At 38.0% G+C, this 18,958-nt stretch carries 17 protein-coding genes; 4 read left to right on the plus strand and 13 right to left on the minus strand.

Annotated elements, in window-relative coordinates:
* Positions 1-21: 21 nt before the first annotated feature.
* The 10 genes from galE to AC3G7N_RS12465 form a co-directional block, all read right to left on the minus strand.
* A complete protein-coding gene (gene galE, locus AC3G7N_RS12420; protein WP_489422478.1) occupies positions 22-1,104 on the minus strand; it encodes a UDP-glucose 4-epimerase GalE in 1,083 nt (360 codons plus the stop codon).
* Between the two features lie 19 nt (positions 1,105-1,123).
* Positions 1,124-2,203 carry an EpsG family protein gene (locus tag AC3G7N_RS12425; RefSeq protein WP_489422479.1) on the minus strand — a complete coding sequence of 360 codons (1,080 nt, stop codon included), beginning with the start codon at positions 2,201-2,203 and terminating at the stop codon, positions 1,124-1,126.
* Complete coding sequence (locus tag AC3G7N_RS12430) at positions 2,204-3,088, minus strand: glycosyltransferase family 2 protein (protein ID WP_489422480.1); 885 nt, start codon at positions 3,086-3,088, stop codon at positions 2,204-2,206.
* Positions 3,085-4,206 (minus strand): glycosyltransferase family 1 protein, encoded by a 1,122-nt coding sequence (locus tag AC3G7N_RS12435; protein ID WP_489422481.1) that lies wholly within the window; start codon positions 4,204-4,206, stop codon positions 3,085-3,087. Before AC3G7N_RS12435 ends, AC3G7N_RS12430 begins: the two co-directional genes overlap by 4 nt.
* Positions 4,191-5,342, minus strand: coding sequence for a glycosyltransferase family 4 protein (locus AC3G7N_RS12440; RefSeq protein ID WP_489422482.1), 1,152 nt, complete (start codon positions 5,340-5,342; stop codon positions 4,191-4,193). Before AC3G7N_RS12440 ends, AC3G7N_RS12435 begins: the two co-directional genes overlap by 16 nt.
* Complete coding sequence (galU, locus tag AC3G7N_RS12445) at positions 5,335-6,234, minus strand: UTP--glucose-1-phosphate uridylyltransferase GalU (protein ID WP_489422483.1); 900 nt, start codon at positions 6,232-6,234, stop codon at positions 5,335-5,337. The genes AC3G7N_RS12440 and galU overlap by 8 nt, the downstream gene beginning before the upstream one ends.
* 14 nt (positions 6,235-6,248) lie before the next feature.
* Complete coding sequence (locus AC3G7N_RS12450) at positions 6,249-8,081, minus strand: polysaccharide biosynthesis protein (RefSeq protein WP_489422484.1); 1,833 nt, start codon at positions 8,079-8,081, stop codon at positions 6,249-6,251.
* A gap of 431 nt (positions 8,082-8,512) precedes the next feature.
* Entirely contained in the window at positions 8,513-9,169 is a 657-nt protein-coding gene (locus AC3G7N_RS12455; RefSeq protein WP_489422485.1) for a CpsD/CapB family tyrosine-protein kinase, read from the minus strand.
* Positions 9,159-9,896: a YveK family protein gene (locus AC3G7N_RS12460; RefSeq protein ID WP_489422486.1), complete on the minus strand. Its 738-nt coding sequence runs from the start codon at positions 9,894-9,896 to the stop codon at positions 9,159-9,161. Before AC3G7N_RS12460 ends, AC3G7N_RS12455 begins: the two co-directional genes overlap by 11 nt.
* 287 nt (positions 9,897-10,183) lie before the next feature.
* Entirely contained in the window at positions 10,184-11,329 is a 1,146-nt protein-coding gene (locus AC3G7N_RS12465) for a DEAD/DEAH box helicase (RefSeq protein WP_489422487.1), read from the minus strand.
* Positions 11,330-11,582: 253 nt separating this feature from the next.
* On the opposite strand from AC3G7N_RS12465, the gene AC3G7N_RS12470 reads away from it, so the two are divergent.
* Positions 11,583-11,705, plus strand: a complete 123-nt coding sequence (locus AC3G7N_RS12470; RefSeq protein WP_089532853.1) for a YjcZ family sporulation protein — start codon at positions 11,583-11,585, stop codon at positions 11,703-11,705.
* A gap of 159 nt (positions 11,706-11,864) precedes the next feature.
* Here AC3G7N_RS12470 and AC3G7N_RS12475 read toward each other — a convergent pair whose 3' ends face one another.
* Entirely contained in the window at positions 11,865-13,349 is a 1,485-nt protein-coding gene (locus AC3G7N_RS12475; RefSeq protein WP_489422488.1) for a flavin monoamine oxidase family protein, read from the minus strand.
* A gap of 337 nt (positions 13,350-13,686) precedes the next feature.
* Between AC3G7N_RS12475 and uraA the strand changes: the two genes are divergently transcribed.
* The 3 genes from uraA to AC3G7N_RS12490 all read left to right on the plus strand — a co-directional run bounded on the left by uraA (position 13,687) and on the right by AC3G7N_RS12490 (position 16,713).
* Complete coding sequence (uraA, locus tag AC3G7N_RS12480) at positions 13,687-14,967, plus strand: uracil permease (protein WP_489422489.1); 1,281 nt, start codon at positions 13,687-13,689, stop codon at positions 14,965-14,967.
* Between the two features lie 261 nt (positions 14,968-15,228).
* Positions 15,229-16,110 (plus strand): prephenate dehydratase, encoded by an 882-nt coding sequence (gene pheA / locus AC3G7N_RS12485; protein ID WP_489422490.1) that lies wholly within the window; start codon positions 15,229-15,231, stop codon positions 16,108-16,110.
* A gap of 138 nt (positions 16,111-16,248) precedes the next feature.
* Positions 16,249-16,713: a YndM family protein gene (locus tag AC3G7N_RS12490; RefSeq protein ID WP_489422491.1), complete on the plus strand. Its 465-nt coding sequence runs from the start codon at positions 16,249-16,251 to the stop codon at positions 16,711-16,713.
* A gap of 102 nt (positions 16,714-16,815) precedes the next feature.
* Here AC3G7N_RS12490 and AC3G7N_RS12495 read toward each other — a convergent pair whose 3' ends face one another.
* The gene (locus AC3G7N_RS12495) at positions 16,816-17,013 is read right to left on the minus strand and encodes a twin-arginine translocase TatA/TatE family subunit (protein ID WP_489422492.1); all 198 of its coding nucleotides are present in this window, start codon (positions 17,011-17,013) and stop codon (positions 16,816-16,818) included.
* Between the two features lie 48 nt (positions 17,014-17,061).
* Positions 17,062-18,777, minus strand: coding sequence for a GMC family oxidoreductase (locus AC3G7N_RS12500; RefSeq protein ID WP_489422493.1), 1,716 nt, complete (start codon positions 18,775-18,777; stop codon positions 17,062-17,064).
* Positions 18,778-18,958 lie beyond the last annotated feature (181 nt).

Raw genomic sequence — 18,958 nt, forward strand, 5'->3', positions numbered from 1 at the left:
ACTAAGTCCCTCCCCTCCTGCTTATTCGGACATTAAAAAAACCGCTGCTTGACTTCGCACCGGTCTTCCACTTTTTGTTATTGGTTGTAGTATTTTCTCGTACCCGTTTGGATTGTTTTGTTGCCATCTCCAGGTATCCTCACACATAACATTAATTTCTCTTGTCGCTTGCCAACCCAGTTGTTTTTTTGCTTTCGTGGGATCCGCAAAGCATATAGGAGCATCGCCTGGTCGACGATCTTTTATGACATACGGAATATTGCTTCCAGATGCCTTTTCAAATGCTTCAACCACCTCTAACACACTATACCCATAACCCGTACCCAGATTGTAAGCATCAATACCACTTGTTGACTCGACCTTCTCTAGAGCTTTTACATGACCTATCGCTAAATCCACTACATGGATATAATCTCTTATCCCGGTTCCATCTTTTGTTGGGTAATCATTTCCAAAAACATTCAGTTGCTGTAATTTTCCGATCGCCACTTGTGAAATATATGGCATTAGGTTATTCGGGATTCCATTAGGATCTTCGCCTATCCGACCACTATCATGGGCTCCGATCGGATTAAAGTATCGTAATAAGGCAATATTCCAAGTAGAATCTGAGCCATATAAATCTCTAAGGATATCCTCGATCATTTGCTTCGTACGTCCGTATGGATTTACCGCCTCTAGAGGTGTATCCTCTTCAATTGGCACTTGATCTGTTGCACCATAAACCGTCGCTGATGAGCTGAATACAAGCTTCTTCACCTTATATCTCTTCATTGCATCAGCCAAATTAATGGTTCCAGTAACATTGTTTTGGTAATATTTCAGCGGAACTGCAACAGATTCACCTACAGCCTTCAAACCTGCTAAATGAATGACTGCATTGATTTTATTTTCAGAAAAGATTTGCTCGACACTTTCTTTGTTCAATAGGTCCACTTGATATTTCTTAAATTGCTTACCTGTAATTTCAGTTATGCGTTTTAATGCTTCTGGGTTGCTATTTGAAAAATTGTCTACTACAACAATTTCATATCCAGCGTTCAGAAGCTCTACACAGGTATGACTTCCTATATAGCCTGCCCCACCTGTTACAAGTATTGCCATCTATTTATTCCTCCTTATTCTAAAAGATTAAGTAATCACTTTCATATAAGATATTTAAACTAACAACATTTTCATAAAAGTAATAAGCAAGGTAACACACTAAAATTCCATAGTAAATAATTTTCTCATCCTTTTCCCTGAATACCTTCACAACCCAAGAGATCAGGATTAATTGATATAATCCAAAATAAATGGAAAAACGGGCAAAAATCCAATTTTGTGTTGAGATCATCATAAAAACGAATCCTAGTAAGGCCATATTTACCATATAATCACTTTCAGGGAAAATCCTTCTCAATTTTTCTCTTCCTAAATAAGCAAACAGAAGTGGCACCAAATCTACAGCTACCCGTAAGCTATTTGCTCCGCCTTCAGCAAAATTTTTATAGTGTCCATATTGTGTATCCTCAATCGCGGTGAATAAGAGTGCAGAAAATTTATCGAACCCTATGACAATAAGAACCGCTATAATTAATAATGCCAAAGTTGGTTTTGACCATGCTTTGAATCTGACAATAAAGTAAATTGGCAACAAGATAAGTGCACTTTGATGAAATAATGATGCCAGAAGAATAACGAGAAAATATTTAATCCAATTTCCTTCTATTAAAAACTTTGTAGCTGCAAAGGCGATAGCTGCAGCAAGAACCTGCCTAATTCCATTCATGGATACTAAGAATAAACCACCTGTTATATACACATATAAACTTAACTCAATCATCCTTGAGTAGTTGTATAAGACCAGAAAAATAATGACATTCGTAATCAAAGCAGTAGCGAAAATCAAAATTTGTGGATCTTCAGATACATAGTTTTTTAATAGCATTTGCAGAACGCCAAATCCAATATCCTTTTGGGATATAATGAGTTCCCAGGTGAATTCCTTTAGTTCATAGGAATATTTATAAAAAAACGTGTCACCAATATTCGACCGAAGACCTGAAATTGCTACTATGGAAACAAGTGCGCAACCTATTAATAACTTGTTTGGCTTTATTGGAACAGGTGATGTCGCGGTATTCTGGACAGATGTCGCAAAGTATCTTGCGAAAAACGAACAAGTAAAAACGATGGCAAGATTAATCCAAAGTAACGTCATTTATACCACCCGGGTTTTAGATGTAACATATACGTATAAAAGCAGGCCGAATGGAACAGCTAAAATTGTTAGAATCTTATAAGGCGTTTCGAATAAAAATGACCAATTTCTGCTCATAAGACTACTAGATACATAATGTATGGCTTGCTTAAACTTAAATAATGGATTAGTAAATGGTAAGTTCATCAGCGCTTTACGATAAAAGGCAAAACCTCTTGGATTTTTTCGATATTGATGGAACATGTTACGCGATGAGCCATCAGGAAGATATTCCACACAGCAAAGTACCTCATTCATGAGTAACAGTTGATAATCCTTATCTAGCATGTAGTATTTATATGCCAATCCTACATACCTTTCATTCGTGAAAATTGGATACGGATAGTTCTTTGTTAACGCTGTACGATAAACAAGCTTCTTATCTCCAGTTACACCTTGTTTATAATAGAGATCAAACAACGTGGAGCTTTTTAGATGTTCCGGTAATTTAGTACCAATTATTCTATTTTCATTATCAGCATCGAGGCCAATCATGCCACTCACATTATCATTTCCATATTTTCGCCAAAACGTAAGGATCTTTTCCACTGCATTCTCCGGCATATAATCATCTGAATCAATACAAACATTTAATTCCGTCTCAATTCGTTCATATGCCGTGTTATGCGCGCCATGCATTCCTTGGTTGTTTTGCCAATGGTAGTTGATGTGGATTAAGTTCTCTTTGATCCAACTTCCAACTAATTCTTTTGTGTAATCAGTTGAGCCATCGTCAATAATTAACCAAACGAAGTCTTTACAAGTTTGTTGCTTTAAACGTTGATAACAGTTAGTAAGACAGTATGCTCGATTATAAGTAGGAGTGAATATCGTCAGTTTCTTCATATTAGTTTCTCACCTAACTCTAAATAAGATGTTTGTGCAAGCCCTGCCGTTTGTCGTATATCATAGCCCTTTTTCAATAAGGCATCACGAGCTATTGTTCTTGATCTGTCACAATTAGCTAGTTTAATAACCTTTTCTGTCCAGATAGTTCTATCTGTTAATGGAAGAGAGTGTACCATGCCTACCCCCATGTCAACTTCCTCTGTAATCGCGTTAGATATCAAGCAGGGTAACCCCGACCCCTGCGCTTCAATCAACGTTACTGGTAATCCCTCATGTAACGAAGGAAAGATAAACAAATCAAAAGCTTGTAATAATACATTAATATCTTCTCTTACACCAAGCAGCTTCACATTGTCCTCTAGGTTCAAATAGTTTATCTTTTCGATAATTTTATCTTTTAACGGGCCATCTCCAGCTAGTAGTAGCTGTGAATTTGGCAGTTCTTTATTGACACGATTAAATATATCTAATAAAAATAGGTGATTTTTTTGATGAGAAAATCTCCCGACATGACCAATTATCAATGTATCCTTATCAATTTTTAACTCTTTTCTGATTCGTTTACGGGTACTGGCTGCATATTGGAATTTATCCGTTACAATTCCATTCTTTAAAATGAAGTTTTTCAGTGTTGTGTCTCTATATAACCACTTAGCTGCGGCGTGTGAACATGCGTAGAAATGAGTTGCATTTGGCTTAATCTTACTTCCCGCATACCACTTATACATTTTTGTTGCGAATCCCCCCTCACTCCTCGTGTTATGACTATGGGCAATTCTAATTGGTATATTGGCTTTCTTAGCTGAACGAAGAACAAACCCACTCATTTTATCCATGTGCGCATGGACAATTTGATAGGATGATCTTGTTCTGTTTAGAAACTGGTCTATTTTTTGTATATAACCGCTATGTCCTACCTCAGTTATATAAGGAATACGATAGACTTTCCCACCCATTGCAACTATTTCTGAATCAAATACACCTTCTTTACACGTCAAAAAGTCAAATTGAACTTTTGAGCGATCCATATTACGATACAGGTTCATAATTAATGTTTCTGCTCCACCACGATTCATATTGACAACAACATGCAGTACCCTTATTGGACTGCCCATTCCGGCTCCCTCCTTTTTTCCATATAGGTTGTATAAATGCGACTTTTTTCAGCTAATACTTTATTGGTGCAATATGTGGTTAAAACTAAATCCCGGCCGTTTTCTCCGAAATTTTCTTTTAACCTTTTATCTGACGCAAGCTGAACTACCTTTTCAGAAAATAGGTCAATATCATTATTTTCGACTAACCAACCATTCTCGTTATTGTGTATGAGTTCTCTATGGCCTCTATTATCAACTGCAACTACTGGCAAGCCACATGCCATGGCTTCCATGATATTTACTGGTAAACCTTCACGAAAACTAGAAGCAACGGCAATATCGCACATTGGAACCAGTTTATGGATATCACTTCGAAATCCCAGGAAATCAACCATATGACTGATTCCAAGCGTTTTTGCTTGTTCCAGACAACTTTCAAGTAGCATTCCCTCTCCAGCAAATAAAAGCTTTGCGTTCGGAACTTCATCTTTTACCAAAGCTAACGAACGAAGTAGGAAATTCTGATTTTTATTTCTGTTAAATTCCGCAGCATAAAACAATAAAAAGTCATCGGCTTTGTAGCCAAATGACTTCTTCAACTCTATTTTTCTGTTATCGGTTACTGGTGTAAAACGGTTGTTGTCGATTCCCACTCCATGAACATGTTCAACCTGTTTTGCCTTAAATTGATTTTTGGCTAACTGATAGTCTTCCTGATTAATGGTGATTAAGCAGTCCGTATAATACGACAGCCATTTTTCAATCGGATAATAAAGAAGCCAATTAATTAATGGTGCTCCTTTGCAAAAATGAAATCCATGTGCTGTATAAATAACCTTTGTTCCTTGGTTTCTGATCTCTCTTGCGGCAAGACGGCCTATTAATCCGCCTATTGGTGTATGACAGTGGATGATGTCATAATTATTTTGAGCCATTATTTTTTTAAGATTTTTGTATGCTTTTATGTTCGAACGGTTATATGGTGATCGTTGAAACGGAATCGTGTACTTGTGATCGGTGTATGCTAAATCTAATTCTCCTGCTGCAGCAATATGAACTTCCCATCCTTGTTCTTTAAACCATTTCATATATGGCAAGTGAAAAGCTTTAAAATGATAGTCCACTGTTGCACAAAACAGAATTTTTTCAGCCATGTTTATCACCAATTTGGCTTGCTAACTCTCTTTCAACTACAGAGGAAAGATAATCCAGCAACTCTTTTTTCAAATTTCCTCGTTTTAAAGCGAATTCTATTGTCGTCTGAATATATCCCATTTTATCCCCGACATCGTACCTGGTCCCTTCAAAATCATAAGCATAAACCGCTTCATGTTTATTAAGTGCAGCAATTGCATCTGTAAGTTGTATTTCGTCCCCTGCCCCAGGCTTCTGGTTTTGTAAAATATTAAAAATTCTTGGGCTTAAAATATAGCGGCCTAGAATAGCTAGATTAGAAGGGGCCACTTCCTGCCTTGGCTTTTCAATTAGATTGCCAACGTTGTATAAACGGTTATCAATCATACTACCGTCAACGATTCCATACCTAGAGACCTCTGATTCTTCCACCTGTTGTACGCCTAAAATAGAAGCATGATAACGATTATATTGATTGATCATTTGCTTCAGGCAGGGTGTCTCCGCTTCTACAATGTCATCTCCCAATAAAACGGCAAAAGGTTCTTCACCAATAAACTTACGTGCACACCAGATTGCGTGACCTAACCCTTTTGGTTCTTTTTGACGAATATAATGAATATCAACTAAGTTTGAAGATTTTTGCACCTCATTTAATAAATCAATTTTTCCTTTTTCAAATAAATTCTGTTCTAACTCGAATGAATGATCAAAGTGGTCTTCAATCGCTCTTTTTCCTTTACCAGTCACAATGATAATATCCTCAATCCCGGATTCTATTGCCTCTTCCACAATGTATTGAATCGTCGGTTTATCAACAATCGGCAACATCTCTTTAGGCATAGCTTTTGTTGCTGGAAGGAATCTGGTTCCAAGTCCAGCTGCTGGTATAATGGCTTTCTTTACTTTCATTTACTACACCCCATTTAGATTGATACGGACATGGCAGATTTCTGGGTCGTTGTCATTGTTTGATTTGCCAATCCGACTAGTTTTCCCCTTAGTGTCTCTCTGTCTAAATTGGAATAGATGGATATGATTTCATCAATCTCCTCCAGGTAGAGCTCAGCTGTTTTCCCAATATAAATTTTCGGATAAACCTGTTGTTCATGGACTTCATCATCTTTCAGTAACTCTTCAAAAAGCTTTTCTCCTGGCCTTATTCCCGTAAATTCTATCCCAATTTCATCAATAGCGTTGCCAGATAATTTGATTAGATTTTTTGCAAGATCCACTATTTTTACCGGATCACCCATATCTAATACAAATACCTCTCCTCCATGGGCCAATGCACCGGCTTGAATGACCAGTCTTGATGCTTCGGGGATGGTCATAAAATAGCGAACCATGTTTGGGTGGGTTACGGTAATTGGCCCCCCTTTTTCAATTTGTTTTTTAAACAACGGGATTACACTTCCCCGACTTCCTAACACATTGCCAAAACGAACAGCAACAAATTTTGTATTACTTGTTTGATCCATACCCTGTACAATCATTTCTGCCAGTTTTTTTGTTGCGCCCATGACACTGGTTGGGTTGACTGCTTTATCTGTTGAAACCATTACAAATGTAGTTACATTGTTCCAATCCGCTGCTTTGGCTACATTCAACGTGCCAATCAAATTGTTTTTCACTGCCTCCTCTGGGTTACGCTCCATCAGCGGAACATGCTTATGTGCTGCAGCATGGTATACCACATCAGGTTGATGGTCTCTCATAATGGCCATTATTTTCTTAACATCTTGGACGTCAGCTATTTCCGTTATAAATTCAATTTGGCTTTCTTTATAGGTTTCTTTTAGTTCCATTTCAATCGAATAAATACTATTCTCACCATGACCAAGTAAAATTAGTTGCTTAGGCCTAAACAGTGAAATCTGTCGTGATACTTCAGAACCAATCGAACCACCTGCGCCAGTAACTAAAACCACATTGCCTGTAATATCTTCAGAAATGCTTTCAATATCCATATCAACCGGATCCCTACCTAAAAGGTCCTCCACTTGAATATCACGGAATTGGTTGACTGATATTTTACCTGTGACCAAATCCTCCAACAATGGCAGTATTTTCGTTTTCGCTTTCGTTTTTGCACATTCCAGAAAAATGGTGTTTAATTCTTTTTTGCTTAACGAAGGGATGGAAATGATTATATTTTCTATGTCCAGATCCGTAACCGCATTCGCAATTTTATCGACACCACCAATAACTGGGATACCTAAAATATCTAGGTGATGCTTTTTTACATTATCATCGATAAAAGCAACAGGTACTAAATGGCTGTCGTTATCCTTCAAAAGTTGTCTTGCTACCATTATCCCTGCTGAACCAGCACCAATGATTAATGTTCTGTTTTTATCATTTGTCTTATTTATAATGGAATCTCGATACAGCCTCCACACAAATCGCGATCCACCTATTAACAACATATGAAGTGTCCACGTGACAGCAAGCAACCTTAAATAAGTTTCTTGTACTAAGATTTGCTGAATGATCATCGCAGAAAGGATAGAATAGGTCACGATCTTAAAAATAATGATTAATTCTCCTACACTTGCATACTCCCACGCTTTTTTATAAAGCTTTAGTTTTACAGAGAAAAAGTGATGGCTGAATAAGATTACAATCGAACTAACGATTATTGGAAGTGTTAGGATGTGGATGCTTCCGTTCACCAAGAATCCACTAATAAAAATAGCTGCTAGTACAATAAAGGAATCAAGTATGATAAATAAAGACAATCTTTGTCGGTATGTCATAGGCCTCCTCCTTCTTTTTTAGTTGTAAATCGTATGTAAAAAAATAGGGGCATTCAACCCACCCTCACACCACACTACCGACAACAAACGCGTCTAAGGTTTATGACAACCCACAGCATGACCGAGTGCCTTCATTGATAACGGTAAGTAGGCATCACCAAATATAAGAAAACGTCGCTGCTCTCAGAATGCTGGAGCTAGACATACACGATAAAACGCACGATTTATTCTTAATAAAGAACAGTGAAGTTAAAAAAATAGGCTCTTTTAGCAAGCCTCCTCAGCTGGTTCCTCGTTTGTGGGGTCTTGCGTAGCTTGATCTTCCCCCCAGGAGTCTCGCATATTTCCACTTCTGATGCGCATTCATCTTCCTTACAGCAACACTTTTTCATTTAATAACAACAAACTTTTAGAAAACAGCCAAAATATATCTACTTCTCATTGATGATTGCACCTACGAGTCTTGCATGGGCTAACTCTAATACCCGTCTGGATTCGACAGTTTTTTCTAGCTCTGTTTTCCCACGATTTAAAACTAATACAACACCGTCACATTGATTTGCTAATACCCTCGTCTCTGTCGACTCTAGTACAGGTGGAGAATCAATCAGTACAATATCATACGTATCAGCTACTGTTCTTAATAACAAAGTCATTTGTTCATTCCCTAATAATTCTGCTGGGTTAAACAACGTTGCCCCACTAGTTAGTATCTCAAGGTTACCAATCCCCGTTCGCTGAACTGCATCTGCCAACTTAACCTTACCAGTGAGTATACTCGTTAATCCAAGATCATTTGGGATTTTAAATACATCATGAATAATAGGATCTCTTAAATTTGCATCAATCAAAAGTATGCTTTCATTTTGTTGAGCCATTGAAACTGCCAAATTTGCTGTTGTAGTTGATTTTCCTTCTCCATCGCCAGGGGAAGTTATGATAAATATTCTATTCTTTCTTTTTTCTGTTAGAAAATTAATGTTCGTTCGAATCGCCCGGAATTGGTCAGATACCACAGAATCTGGATTGGAATATGTAATAAGTTGACTTCTTTTACTAGTATCCCTTCGTTTTCTTTTAAATATCAACCGTATCCCCCCTTGATTCTGCGACTGGTACGTTTACCTTTTTCGACACTACTTTTTTTTTGTTCATATTAGAAATAATGCCTATTACAGGTACTCCCAGTATTTCTTCCACTTCACTCTCTCGCTTAACAGTAACGTCTAAGGAATCTAACAAAAATACTAACCCTATCCCAACAAAAATCCCAAAGACTAATCCGATTATGGTTGTTCGATTTTGTGTTTCATTAATTGGATCAGGATTTTCTTTTGCATCGGATAATAATTGAACTTCTCTAAAGTCCAAAATATTTACAATCTCACGCTTGAATACTTCTGCCGTTGTATTTGCAATCGCCACTGCCATTTTAGCATCTTGATCAATAACAGAAATTTTCACTACACGAGAATCGTCTATCACCTCAACACTAATTCCCCCTGCTATTACTTCAGCAGGTCGTGTCAGTTGTAACTCATCTTTTACCTTCTCCATAATTATTGGATCCTTAATCATGACCATAAGGGTCTGCATATCCCCTCCACTTTCTGATGAACCTATAATAATCCTTGTTGAAGTCTGATATAGCGGAGTATTGTTGATGTTGCTAAAAAAGTATCCAGCCAATGTTGTAAGTATTGCAATCACGATTACAATCCAAATTCGTTTCTTTATTAATACAAAGTAATCCTTTAAATTAATTTCTTTTTCTTTAATACCGCCGATTAATTTATCTTGTTTTAATTTACTCATTAGTTCCTCCTGTTAAATAGACACATTGATTCTATATAACGAACGTTTAATCCAAAAAAATTAGTTGAATTTCCATGTACATTATTGTTATGTGTTTTTGTAATTATCATGCAGATTATTTTTGAGTATTTCTCGTTATTACTATAATAGTTCTTTATAAAGAACGAGTCAATAGTAAATTAAAAAAACATCGCTCAGGTTATAGATAATTATTTTTTCTCAAACAAAAAGGAAGCTCAGTTGAGATTCCCCCACAGACTTCCCATATACGCGCAACTCCAATTACATTACCTCGGATTTATAAGACTCCCTGCATGTATAACTTTTTCCTGCAGATCCACACCTAATTCCCCCAGATATTTTTGTAGCTGCTTTAATTCATACGGTTCGATTAACGAGACGACCGTTCCTCCGGCTGATCCTAATCGTCCAGTACGACCAGCGCGATGTTTGTATTGTATGCTATCTTTTGGCAAATCAACATTGACAACATACGATAAATCATCGATATCTAAGCCTCGTGCGGCTACGTCAGTTGCAAGTAGCAAAGCCTTATCCGACGTTCGGAATGCCTTTAATGCCTTTGCTCGCTCTTCCTTACGTGTATCACTATGTAGGACTCCAACCGTTAAGCCTCTATATGTTAGCTTTTCAGCTAAGACTGATAGGTTTCCGATATCACGCATGAATGCTAGCACCTTAGCATCGGGTATGTTTATAATCTTTTTGAGTAAATCCATCTTTTCCCGGGATTCACAAATCAGATACACATGTTCAACTTTTGGCTTGTTCGTTTCTGATTCGTGTACCCGGATGATTGCTGGGTCTTTCATATAGGCTAGCGCAACATCTTCTGTTGCTTGCGGAAGTGTTGCTGAAAATAACAATAACTGTCGATCCTTAAGTGTACTTTTAATAATGTTTTCAACTGTGTTCAAATGTTCTGGAACTATTAATTGATCCGCTTCATCCAAAACTAGCGTTTGTACCTCATGCATTTTTATTTTTTTCTTTGTGATTAATTCAAGGACTCGTCCTGGTGTGCCAGCCACAATTTGCGGTTTCTTTTTTAATTTATCTATTTGCCGATTAATGTTTGCTCCACCTATCAAGGCAACACTTGAAATTCCACCGCTCTTTGCCCACTTTTGAATTTCCTGATGTATTTGCATCACGAGTTCATGGCTAGATGCCAAAATAACAACTTGAACCTGTTTTTTAGTTACGTCAATTTTTTGTAACAAAGGTAACAGATAAGCAAGTGTCTTTCCACTTCCAGTAGGCGCCTCGGCAATGACGTCATGCCCTTCTCCGATAATAGAGCTTGTTTTTTTTTGAATTACGGTTGGTTCTTCAAATCCGGAAACAAGCCATGCCTCTTGCAAAAAAGGTTTCATGTTATTTTTAAATGCTTCATTTATGTCATTGGCCATAATTTAATATCCTCTCTATTTTGTGTTGATATCCACGAATGAACGTTGATTTATCGCAACGTGTGCTGATATCCTTATCAACCTTCAATATTTATTATAACCTTTTTTATATGTAATCGCGCGATAGAAAAGCCTATAAGGAATACTTTTACAGAATAACACCCAATTCTTACAAATATCAACATCTGTCCAATACAGAATCGTCGTTCGTACATATTATGTATTAATCCTACTGTGAAAGGGGGAAACATTAATGAGTTACGGTGGAAATAATGGCGGCGGTTTTGCTTTAATCGTAGTTCTGTTTATCTTGCTTATTATTGTCGGAGCAGGCGGCTATGTAGGCGGCGGCTTTGGCGGTGGCGGTGGTTATTAATTCATAAAACTGCTTCCAGCAAAAAACAATATCATCATTCCTCTATCAGAAAAAAGACCTATAGAAAAACCCGGCATTCGTTTGATTCTAACTAACGGATGGCGAAGTTTTTCTAAAAGCTAGTTCCAGTTGGAGCTAGCTTTTTTCTTGATGAAAAAATTAATCCTTTCTACCATTCACCTCATATGCTGATCGAATACCTGATTCTATTGCGCCCTCAACCCAGCCGTGGAAACTTGATGTATGTTCCCCTGCAAAATGAACTCTTCCTTCAGGTAGATAAATAGCGTCACCGAAATCAGACAACTGGTTTGGAGTGAATAAGGTAAAACACCCTGCTGAGAATTGATTCTGACTCCAGCTAAATGTAGCTCCTTGCAGAAATTCCGTATATACCTGCTCCCCGTATATTTTATATAAACCATCCAGCGCCTCACGGATTCTACCTTTTTCATTTAAGCTGTTCCATAGCATCGCATTCTCTCCCCAGCTATAGCTTGCTAACATTACACCTGGGCCTGCCACACCAATATTATGACTAGGATTATACGTAAAACGTGTAGGAAAATCAGTAATGATATTTCCCACCCCTGCACTCTCCCAAAATTTCGATTTAAATTCCAAACCTATTTTGACAGAGGCTACCAAATTTAGTTCACGAATCACTTTCCACTTCTTGTAGGAAAACGAATGATATGGATACACATCGATAAATTGAAACACAGAATATGGAACGGTAACAATTGTGTAGTCTGCATCGAATGCACGGTATTGGCCGGTCAATAAATCACAAGCAGTTACTGTAACTCCATCCTCTTTTTGAATAATTTGATTTACTTTTTGGTTAAAAAATATATTCTCTTGTAACTGCGGAAATAAAGACTTTGGGAGTAAATCATTTCCACCAGTAACTTCATAATACGTCATATCTTCATTAAAAATTGTACCAACAATATCGAGTAAAATATCCACAAAAGAATAATCGGGAAATCCCTCAATTCCTAAAACTACCTTAATTTCGCGAATCGCATTTGCTGAAAGGCTATTACCTAGCGGATTAAATCTAAGAAAGTCATCAAATGAATAACGATCAAACTTTTCCCGTAATCGTTCTTGTTGCTCAGGATCACTGTTGTTATAAAGGTTAAGAAATGGCTGGACAGCAGATAACAATAGATCCCTAGCGGTTTTCCCTTGTTCTTCAGGAGGTAATGGAAATTGCAATACATCAGGATGTTTTTCATAATAGACAGCTGTAGTTAGAACCCCATTAACAAATAGAAGATCGTCCTCAGAAGTGTTTATGAATGGATTAGTTGGTAGGTCAAACTTTTGAATATACTCCTTTACTAATTGATGTGTTTCCGGAAACCGCATGGCACCCATGTCTAGGTAATTTCCCGGCGTGAATGGCTTGCGAACTGTATAAATTCTACCACCAATTCGATCATTTCCTTCTAGGATGGTCACATGATGGCCGGCATCTTTTAATAATGATGCTGCAACTAGTCCTGCCATTCCTGCACCGATAATGGTAACTTTCTTCGGATTAGAAGCTTCTGGCAAACCATTACGTATGATGGAGAGCATGTCATACGGATACGTTAAACCGCCGTAATTGTGAACATTCTGGTTATTTACCAAAATTAGTCACCTCCCCTTTCATAATATGAAGTGGTCAAGATGCCTATGCGTTCTCCACTCAACTGTTTGATGAAAATATTTCCAAATCAAAAAACGATTGACACAACCCGCAGAAATTGTCATAATAGCTAAGATAGTTCATACGGTTACCTTTAATTCAGTCCTGTGAGACTGGCAAGGTGGAACAGATAAAGATCTGTTTTTAAATAAAACTCGGGAAGGACTTTTTTCCTTTGCGAGCCCTTTATTTGTACACTGCACCTTGCCATAATTAGGCAAGGTGTTTTTTTGTTATAAATCGTAACGGATGAACCGCATTTTTAAAGGGGGAAAAGAAATGGCTCAACATGAAATCCAAGTTGATGAACGTTTACCATTTTTACAAAGCTTACCACTTAGCATACAGCATTTATTCGCAATGTTTGGGTCAACCGTACTAGTTCCTGTATTGTTTGGTATCAATCCTGCAACCATTCTTTTAATGAACGGGGTTGGAACTTTGATCTACTTAGTTATAACAAAAGGAAAAATACCAGCGTATTTAGGATCTAGCTTTGCTTTCCTTTCACCAGTTTTTGTTGTGTTAGGACAATACTCAGGCGGCACAGGATATAGTTATGTTCTTGGTGGATTTTTAGCTGTAGGTATTGTGTTGACCCTTGTTGCCATGATTGTAAAAGTTGCCGGAACAGGATGGATAGATGTTATCTTTCCACCTGCAGCAATGGGCGCGATCGTTGCAGTAATCGGTCTCGAACTTGTACCAACAGCAGCGGAAATGGCAGGTTGGATTGCTCCAGCAGGGGCTGATGCAACATGGGCTATTGATTCGAAAGTAGCACTTGTCGCTTTCTTAACTTTAGCAATAACTATTATTTGTTGGGTAACACTACGAGGATTTTTAAAAATTATTCCTATCCTTATTGGAATTGTCGCTGGTTATTTTATTGCTTACTCTTTCGGACTTGTTGATTTAACAAAGGTTCAAGAGGCTGCCTGGATTTCGATGCCTACCTTTTACCAAATGAAGATTGACTGGTCAGCGATTCTTGTCATCTTACCTGCTGCACTGGTCCTTATTCCTGAGCACATCGGACACTTATTTGTAACAGGAAATATTGTAAAGAAGGATTTAACAAAAGATCCTGGACTTGACCGTTCGTTAATGGGAAATGGTATCTCAACTATCATCTCCAGTTTATTCGGTGCAACACCGAATACAACTTATGGAGAAAATATCGGTGTATTAGCTATTACACGCGTATACTCCACATGGATTATTGGAATGGCAGCAGTAGTAGCAATTATCCTTTCATTCTGCGGTAAACTAGCAGCACTCATCTCATCCATTCCAGCACCAGTCATGGGCGGAATTTCCATTCTTTTATTCGGGATTATCGCAGCAAGTGGTATAAGGATGTTAGTAGAAGCCAAAGTTGACTACAGCCGTTCACAAAACTTAATTCTTACTACTGTAGTTCTCGTAATCGGAATAAGCGGTGCGACGATACAGTTGGGAGATGTTGCTCTTACAGGTATGGGCTTAGCAACAATTGTAGCAATTATGTTAAGCATATTCTTTAAAATTCTTGATTTGTTTAAATTGTCAAATGAATAAACCTGAGTTCGCCCCATTTAGTAATATGGGGTCGAACGGCGGGAAAAAATCCTTGGATGATACTAAAGGACCAGCTTCGAATAAAGCTCGGTCCTTTCCTGTTTGAAAAGTTAGTTTTTCCTGCCTTCCTCTACATACCACTATAATTTTAACATTTCCCATTAGAATAAAAGCGGAAGTTAGTGGATATTATCACCACTGCTTGTCCTGAAGATGCTATACTGTATATACGAAAAATTGGTGATGAAGGAGGATTATTTTATGTTAGACAAAAAGTTACCATTAGTCGCTTATCTGGGGCCAGAGGCATCATTTACACACGTTGCCGCAAATACTCTTTTCGGAACATCAGGGTTAATGCCACACCCAACAATTCCGGATTGTATTGAGGCTGTGGAATCAGGTCATGTTGCTTATGCAGTTGTCCCACTCGAAAATGCGTTGGAAGGATCCGTTCCGATGACAATTGATTACTTGTTTCATGGAAGTAAATTGTTCATCAATGCGGAAATTTCAACACCGATTCAACAACATTTGATGGTCAATGATAAACAAGCTCGTTTTGTCAATGAAGTTGAATCCATTAATTCCCATCCACATGCGCTTGCCCAATGTCATAAATATTTGCAGAACAAATTCCGTCGTGTTCCGCTTATCCAAATGACATCGACAGCAGCCGCTGCCAAATATATTTCTGAAAACCCAGATGAAAAAATTGCTGCGATAGGAAATAGGTTAGCAGCTGAAACATACGGATTACATATCGCAGAGGAAAATATCCATGATTTCGATTTCAACCATACGCGATTCGCCGTATTATCGACACAGAAAGAAAGTTTGGAAAACAAAGGGCGTTCCGCTAAAACTAAAACGACTTTGATGGTGAAACTACCCGAAGATGATCATTCAGGAATGCTACATCAGATTTTATCCGTATTCGCTTGGCGAAGGCTCAATTTGAGTAAAATTGAATCGAGGCCATTGAAAACAGGGCTCGGCAATTACTTTTTCATCATTGATGTTTTGGAATCAGAAGATCATTCGATGATGAAAGGTGCGATAGAAGAGCTTACTGTGCTGAATTGCTCCGTCCAAACGTTTGGATCTTATTATACATACGAACAACAACCGTCACGTCATTGAATAGGATGTGGCGGTTTTTTTGAAGTTACGTTGTTTATACGTAATAGACAAATTACCGTATATTTGTAACGTATCAGGAAAAGATAAGAAATGCTCTCAAATTTTTAATTTAACCCTTTCCGAAAGGAGGAAAAATGAATGGAGCACGTAAAAGCGTTACTAACGAAGTTTGTCATGTGTACAGCAGTGTTATTTGTGGTCTTATCTCTGATTTATGGAGTTGATTTTGGCGATGTTCTTCTAATTAGCTTAGTTTTGACAGGGGTTTCCTATTTAGGCGATATGTACGTTTTACCTCACACAAGTAATACAGTAGCAACCCTTGCAGATCTTGGCCTTGCATTTATTATCATTTGGCTTTTTGGTGGAGGCGTTATCGAGGAAAACATTCCAATTGTCATGGCTTCACTTATAAGTGCTGTAGTAATTGCTGTAGGCGAAGTGTTTTTCCATATGTATATGGAAAGAAATGTTTTAGAGGAAACAAATCAACGCGAAAATGGAATGAATGGTCGAAAGTTTAGTACCGAATTTAGCTCAGATGAACCAGATGTTAAAAAAGAATATGAGAGATCCTCTAAAGACGATGGAACTAAAGAATAAATTTTAACAGACTGGATGCTCGTGATCTGGTCTGTTTTATCGTGCAATAAAAGGAACTATCCAAATATAAAAGATAGTTCCTTTTAGTTTCAGGTAGAAACGTCAGACCTTTGAATGACTTTTTTCGGACTTAGTTGTATCGTCTTCCTCATCGCTCATAATACCACTGGTTGTCCGTTTGAATTCCGACAGCGTTTTTCCAAATGCTGATCCAATCTCTGGAAGCTTTTTTGGACCGAAAATAATTAAGGTAATAACCAGAATAATGATTAATCCTGGTACACCAATGTTTGAAAGCATTTTTCTAACACCTTCTTTCCATTTATCGGTTATATTTTTTCCTAGATATTAAGCGAGCTTCTCGCCGCTCTTGCTGTACTTCATAATTCCTTCTGCAGCGCGATAAGCTAACGCACCAACTGTATCTGTCGGATTATAACCACCATTATGTGGAAAAGCAGAAGCACCAACCACAAACAGGTTATCCATATCCCACATTTGTAAATAATTATTAACCGCTGACGTTTCCGAATCGGCGCCCATGATTACCCCGCCAGTATTATGGGTGGATTGATACGTTGTAATATTATACGGACCAAGTTCTTTCATGGAATCAACCTTACTTGCTCCCATTTCCTTCATAATTTCACTTGATTTTTTTGCAGTAAATTTTGCAAGCTCACGATCCTGGTCTCTAAAATCATAGGTCATCCGAATGATTGGATCACCAAACGTGTCTGTATACGTTGGGTCAAGATCCAGGTAATGCTGTTTGTATGGCAAACTTGCTCCCATCGCTCCTATACCCAGTGTCCTATTTACATAGTTTAGCGAGTTTTTCTTAAATTCCTTACCCCAGGTTGGTGAATCGCTTGGTATCGGATTGTTTTGAATTGGCCTGAGCCCCGTTTGTGTAATACTCAGATAACCACCATGAATGAAGTTTACATTAGAATGGTCAAAATTATCTCCATTGAAATCATCAATCACCATCCCAAGTGCACCTGCACCTGCAAAGTTGTTAAACTTTTGATCATCAAAATAACCTGTTGCAGCGCCTTTAACAACCTGGTAAGCGTAATTTTTACCAATAACACCTTCACCTGTAGAAGGGTTATACGGACGGCCTATTTTCGAATTCAACAACAATCTAGCATTGTTGAATACATAACTAGTCAGAACAACAACATCTGCAGGCTGTTCAATTTCTTCACCTGTAGTCACATCGGTATAGAGTACACCTGTTGCTTTCTCACCGTTATGTAATACTCTTCTAACCCAAGAATGTGTTCTGAGATCAAATTTTCCAGTCTTCGCCGCAACTGGAATTACAGTAACGACAGGATCCGCTTTTGCACCATACTCACAACCAAACCGCTCACAATACCCACAATATTGACAAGCCGCTCTTGATATACCATCTGGATTTTCATATGGCTCTGATAAATTGGCAGAAGGTATAGTATAAGGATGATAATTTAACTTTTCTGTTGCTTCTTTGAACATTTTCATTTGTGGTGAGTGTTTCATTGGTTTTGTAGGGTAAGCACTTGAACGCTTTCCGCCAAGTGGGTTTTCTTCACCCGATATCCCTGCCATTTTTTCAAATTTATCATAATATGGCTCTATTTCATCGTACGTAATTCCCCAGTCCTGAATCGTCATGTCGGCTGGAATCTTATTCTTTCCATAACGTTCAATCGTTGCACTACGAATATTAAAATCATAGGGTAGGAAGCGAAATGTTTGACCATTCCAATGGATTCCCGCCCCTCCAAGGCCAGTTCCCATTAGAAACGAACCATACTGACGCATTGGCAGTGCTCGCATTTTTCCATTACTGCGGAAAGACAGTGTTTCCTTTGATAAATCCTGCATCAATTCATAACGAACAGCATAACGGAGTTCATCATGAACCATATAATAATCTTCCGTTTGTCTTTCTTGTCCTCGTTCAAGACCTACAACATTGAGTCCTTGCTTTGTAAGCTCGGATGCAATAATACCGCCACCCCAGCCAACTCCGACAACCACTACATCCGTTTTCGGCATTTTTTTAACCATTTTTGCTCACCTCTTATTTTAAAAATAGAAAATATAATCTTTGCGCTTATCGCTGCTTTTATGCGTGTCACTCCAGAACAGTCGCCTTCGCTTTTCTTGTCTAGCTGCGGCTCCTAGCGCCTAGCAAATAGTCATTCCTGATGAAATGTACGTAAAATTCGACGTACTCTTCACAGGTCTA

The organism is Virgibacillus carmonensis (assembly GCF_057836705.1).

Bases quoted from the DNA above. Each gene is read 5' to 3' on its own strand.
- galE (WP_489422478.1), bottom strand. From the start codon at position 1,104: ATGGCAATACTTGTAACAGGTGGGGCAGGCTATATAGGAAGTCATACC.
- AC3G7N_RS12425 (WP_489422479.1), bottom strand. From the start codon at position 2,203: ATGACGTTACTTTGGATTAATCTTGCCATCGTTTTTACTTGTTCGTTT.
- AC3G7N_RS12430 (WP_489422480.1), bottom strand. From the start codon at position 3,088: ATGAAGAAACTGACGATATTCACTCCTACTTATAATCGAGCATACTGT.
- AC3G7N_RS12435 (WP_489422481.1), bottom strand. From the start codon at position 4,206: ATGGGCAGTCCAATAAGGGTACTGCATGTTGTTGTCAATATGAATCGT.
- AC3G7N_RS12440 (WP_489422482.1), bottom strand. From the start codon at position 5,342: ATGGCTGAAAAAATTCTGTTTTGTGCAACAGTGGACTATCATTTTAAA.
- galU (WP_489422483.1), bottom strand. From the start codon at position 6,234: ATGAAAGTAAAGAAAGCCATTATACCAGCAGCTGGACTTGGAACCAGA.
- AC3G7N_RS12450 (WP_489422484.1), bottom strand. From the start codon at position 8,081: ATGACATACCGACAAAGATTGTCTTTATTTATCATACTTGATTCCTTT.
- AC3G7N_RS12460 (WP_489422486.1), bottom strand. From the start codon at position 9,896: ATGAGTAAATTAAAACAAGATAAATTAATCGGCGGTATTAAAGAAAAA.
- AC3G7N_RS12465 (WP_489422487.1), bottom strand. From the start codon at position 11,329: ATGGCCAATGACATAAATGAAGCATTTAAAAATAACATGAAACCTTTT.
- AC3G7N_RS12470 (WP_089532853.1), top strand. From the start codon at position 11,583: ATGAGTTACGGTGGAAATAATGGCGGCGGTTTTGCTTTAATCGTAGTT.
- uraA (WP_489422489.1), top strand. From the start codon at position 13,687: ATGGCTCAACATGAAATCCAAGTTGATGAACGTTTACCATTTTTACAA.
- pheA (WP_489422490.1), top strand. From the start codon at position 15,229: ATGTTAGACAAAAAGTTACCATTAGTCGCTTATCTGGGGCCAGAGGCA.
- AC3G7N_RS12490 (WP_489422491.1), top strand. From the start codon at position 16,249: ATGGAGCACGTAAAAGCGTTACTAACGAAGTTTGTCATGTGTACAGCA.
- AC3G7N_RS12495 (WP_489422492.1), bottom strand. From the start codon at position 17,013: ATGCTTTCAAACATTGGTGTACCAGGATTAATCATTATTCTGGTTATT.
- AC3G7N_RS12500 (WP_489422493.1), bottom strand. From the start codon at position 18,777: ATGGTTAAAAAAATGCCGAAAACGGATGTAGTGGTTGTCGGAGTTGGC.